General features: G+C 64.6%; 4 protein-coding genes. All 4 read right to left on the bottom strand.

Annotated elements, in window-relative coordinates; translation table 11 throughout:
• Window positions 1–51 precede the first annotated feature (51 nt).
• Window positions 52–480 carry a flagellar export chaperone FliS gene (fliS, locus tag AC52Q4_RS14275; protein ID WP_495537468.1) on the bottom strand — a complete coding sequence of 143 codons (429 nt, stop codon included), beginning with the start codon at window positions 478–480 and terminating at the stop codon, window positions 52–54.
• Between the two features lie 18 nt (window positions 481–498).
• Window positions 499–2,547: a flagellar filament capping protein FliD gene (gene fliD / locus AC52Q4_RS14270; RefSeq protein ID WP_495537467.1), complete on the bottom strand. Its 2,049-nt coding sequence runs from the start codon at window positions 2,545–2,547 to the stop codon at window positions 499–501.
• 46 nt (window positions 2,548–2,593) lie between these two features.
• Window positions 2,594–2,971: a flagellar protein FlaG gene (locus tag AC52Q4_RS14265; protein ID WP_495537466.1), complete on the bottom strand. Its 378-nt coding sequence runs from the start codon at window positions 2,969–2,971 to the stop codon at window positions 2,594–2,596.
• Between the two features lie 78 nt (window positions 2,972–3,049).
• On the bottom strand, window positions 3,050–3,922 hold an 873-nt coding region (locus tag AC52Q4_RS14260), incomplete at its 5' end, for a flagellin (protein WP_495537465.1).

The raw sequence follows: 3,922 nt of genomic DNA, 5'->3' as shown, positions 1-3,922 counted from the left end.
AGGCGGCAGGCGGCCCGCTCGTGATCGCACGCCGCTACGGCGCTGGCCGCATTAGCCGCCGGCGGCACGGCGCTCTGCCTGAAGGCGGTTCACGTCCCGGGCCTCCTGTGGAATCGCATCCCACCCGGACTTCAACTCCCGGAGCAAGCCGACTACCTCGTCGAGCGGCTCCTCGGCGTTATGCAGTCCCGCCTGAAGGAGCCGGCGCTGCATATACTCGTAAAGCGCATCGAGATTGCCGGCGAACGCCGGATCGAGCTTGTGATTCAGGCTCTCGCGCAGCCCCTCCAGTATGGAGATGGCCTTACCGATCCGCTCACCCTTGACCGCCACTTGCCCCATTTGCATGGCATGGCGCGCCTGAGCGATGCGATCCAGCGCGCCGTTGAACAACATTCCGGTGAGCTGCCACGGATCCGCATAGGCCGCGCTTTCAGTACCCACTCGCTGGTATTGGGCTATACCAGACTTGCCGTACATCATGCGCTTATCCTCCTGTTACGATGTTTGTTTGCCCGCCGATGCCGAGAGGTTCTCCAGCGCGGCAAGTTGGGAGCCAAGGAAATCACCTGTCTGGTTGAGCTGCGCCACGAGTGCGTCCATGGCGCTGAACTGCGAGACATAGCGCTCCTCGATACGGGCGAGCCGCTGCGCCAGGCGCAGCCGGTCCTCGCCGATGTCCTCGATGCGGCTTTCCAGCCGGTCCGTCGTGGAAGCAAGCACGCTTTCGGATTTGAGGTAGCTATCGAGCGCGTCCTCGAGTGCATCGGTGATGCCCCGGGAGAAGGTCACTTTGCCCAGACTGCCTGTCTGGGACCCGATAATCTCCAGCTTCAATCCCTCGGGGCTGCCGCTTTGGGCCGTCAGATAGCGGCCGAAACCCTCACCGGCTATGCTGCCGATGGTTCCTGCGACATCGACCCCGGTGTCGGTGAGGGTGGTGTCCAGCCCCAAGGTGCTGCTCGTGGTAGTGTCCACGGAAGTAATGTCGATCTGGGAGTCCGATCCGTATCGAGCCGAGGTGATTGCCAGTCGACCCCCGCTGAAGGCCACCTCAACGGCCACCCCCTCGCTCTTGAAGTTCTCGTCGCCATTGATCCGGGCCTGAAGCTCAGCGGCGAGAGCGGCGCCACTGCTATAATTCCCCTGGGTCAGGGTGATGGTCTTGCTGGTCACACCGTCCAACGCAAGGGTCAGCGCATCGTTATCGGCGTTGACCGTAAACGGCGTCGCATCGGAGGGGGTGAGATCCCGGGTGCTGGTAATACTGGCCTGCTCGGCGAGCTGGCTGACCGAGACCTCGTACTCGCCCGCCGTCGTCGCGCTGCGGCTGCTCTCGTAGCGCAAGCCCGTGCCGTCGACCAGCCCCGTCACACCGAATAGCGCGCCGACTTCGTCAAAATTCTCGGCGAGCGCCTCATCGAGCTGGGCCGAGTCGAGCTCGAGCCTGCCGTTTCGGTTCGTGGTGATACCGAGGTCCACCAAGGCACGGACATCGCGCCCTCCCAACACATCCAGGCGTTGGGTGACGAGCTGGCGCAAGTTGCCGTTGATGGTGCGCACGGCCGCGTTGCCCTGCAGGGATCCGCTCTGCTTGGTTTCCGCGTTGTAGCCGGCGATCTGCTCGATCTGATCCTGCAGGGCGTTGAATCCGTCGACAAAGCCCTCGATCTTTTTGCGAACGGCGGAGACGTCGCTCTCCACCGAAACCTTGGCGGCAGCGGCGGTGGTTTCGTTGAGCGTAAAGGTCACGCCCTCCACCAGGTCGCTGACCACGTTGCTGCTGCGGGTTACACTCAAACCATTGACCGTGAGCTCTGCATCCTGCGCCGCGCGAGTGCGCTCCTGGTGGGCGGCGGACGAGTTGAACGCAAGCTGTGAGAGCCCGAGCGCATCGGTATCGTTGCCATCGTCGTCGTCGACCTCGATGACGAAGCCGTTGGCGGCTCCGGCGTCCTGGGCCTGGAAGACCAGACGCTCGCCGCTGCCGTCATTGATGAGGGAGGCCTGCACGCCGATGGCGGCCTCGTTCACCGCGTCCCGAATCGCCGTGAGGCTGGTGCCGACCGTCGGGATATCGACGACTGCGACGGCGCGCTCCGCATTCTGACTGAAGCCGCTGACCTGCCCCGCGCCGTCGGTGGTGACGGCGCCGAACCGGAATGTCAATTTGCCCCCGGAGGCGAGCGTCGCGTCGCGCGAAGCAAAGCTCTGGGAGGCGAGCGACTGGGAAGCCGCCAGCGTATCGACGTCGACGTCGTAATGGCCGGCCTGCGCAGTCGAGGACGCACTGACGGAGACGGCGTCGCGGTTGCTCGACGACGCTTTCATGACACGGAAATCATCGGCGGCGGACAATGACTGAACCTTGGTGCGAAAATCGTTCAGCGCGCCCTTGAGGGAACCCAAGGCCGAGAGCTGCGCCTGGAGCTGTGTCTCTTTGCGGTCGAGGCGATTCTGCACCGGGGCTCGCTCGGCCGCGACCAGCTGGTCCACAAGCCCTCGAATGTCGATCCCCGAGCCCACCCCGAGCGAGCTAATTGCCATTATGATCTCCGTCCCGCTCCCTTTGGACTGAAATCGTATGCACGATTCATGCCTCGGCCTGAACCAGCAGGCCTTGCCCTTCTTGAAGGTTTTTGGCGATCGCCAAGGCGCGCTCGGGGGGAATCTGGCGAATGACTTCCTCCGTCTCCGCGTTCCTGACAGTAATCACCGTTCGTCCCGTGTCCTCGTCCACCGTGAACTCGAGATGGCGCTGGGCGAGCTTGACGAATTCGTTTATCTCCTCCACCGCCTTGATGAGAGCGTCGGCGGCCGCCGGTCGCGTATCCGTAGCGAGAACAGCGTCAATCGCCTTACCCTCGGTCGCCGCGCTCGCGTTGGCTCGGATGCCCGCGGAAGACGTCGTGCTCGTGGCCGTTGTCCGGGCCGGCTCGGCGGCGGTGAGGTGGTTGATCGAACTGTTCATGACGGTGTCTTTTCACTCCAAGCCGACGGATGCCGGGGGATCCGGACCGTGCCGGATCCCCCGCGATCATCGCTGCGCTTACTGCAGGAGCGACAACACGTTCTGCGGCAGGGAGTTGGCCTGCGAGAGCACCGAGGTGCCCGCCTGCTGCAGGATCTGCGCCTTGGTCAGCGCGGCCGTCTCTGCCGCGAAATCGGCGTCCTGAATCCGCGACAGCGCCGCGCTTACGTTCTCGGAAGTGGTCTGCAGATTCGAGATCGTCGACTCGAAGCGGTTCTGGATCGCACCGAGGTCCGCGCGCTGGCTCGAGACCGATGCCAGAGCGGAGTCGATGACCGCCAAGGCGGACTGCGCCCCGGCGCCGTCACTACCGGAGATATCCAGATCGGATATGGCGCTGAAGCTGCTGCTCGCGCTAGCGCCCGCGAACACCTCGGTCGAGGCGTTGGCCAGCGTGAACGCGCCCTCGGAGCTAGTCAGCTCGACCGTGCCCACCGCGATGGCCGAAGTGGTGGCGCCGCCGCTTGTCAGCGTATTACCGGTGCTGCCGTGGCCATTGACCTCGATGCTCGCCGCACTGCCGGCCCCGCTGGCATCGTCGTCGGCGAAACCGGAGACGTCGATGTCCCGGCCATCGGTGGTCTTGAGGGTCAGGCTCGACTTGTCCGACGGGTCGGCAAAGGTCGCCGTGACCCCGGTGCTTCCCGCCACGCCGTTAATGGCGGCGGCGATCTCGCTCAAGTCATTGGAATTGGCCACACTCGCGCTCACGGTGGAGCCGTTCAGCGTGAAGCTGATGCCGTCACCGTCGGCATTGGCCAAATTCTCCAGCGTCGCGGTGTTGCTCGCCACGGCGGTGATACCCACCGAGCCGGCCCCGGCGTTGATGGCGCTGGCGATGTCGCTGGCCTCGGCGTGCTGGCTGTAGCTGATCGCCGCGCTGGTGCCCGC

It is taken from the genome of Nitrococcus sp., from assembly GCF_059432795.1.
Note: the sequence above shows the minus strand (reverse complement) of the source record. Positions and strands in the feature narration are given on the sequence as shown.

Coding starts and splice junctions, on each gene's coding strand:
- fliS (WP_495537468.1), bottom strand. CDS start 480: ATGTACGGCAAGTCTGGTATAGCCCAATACCAGCGAGTGGGTACTGAA.
- fliD (WP_495537467.1), bottom strand. CDS start 2,547: ATGGCAATTAGCTCGCTCGGGGTGGGCTCGGGGATCGACATTCGAGGG.
- AC52Q4_RS14265 (WP_495537466.1), bottom strand. CDS start 2,971: ATGAACAGTTCGATCAACCACCTCACCGCCGCCGAGCCGGCCCGGACA.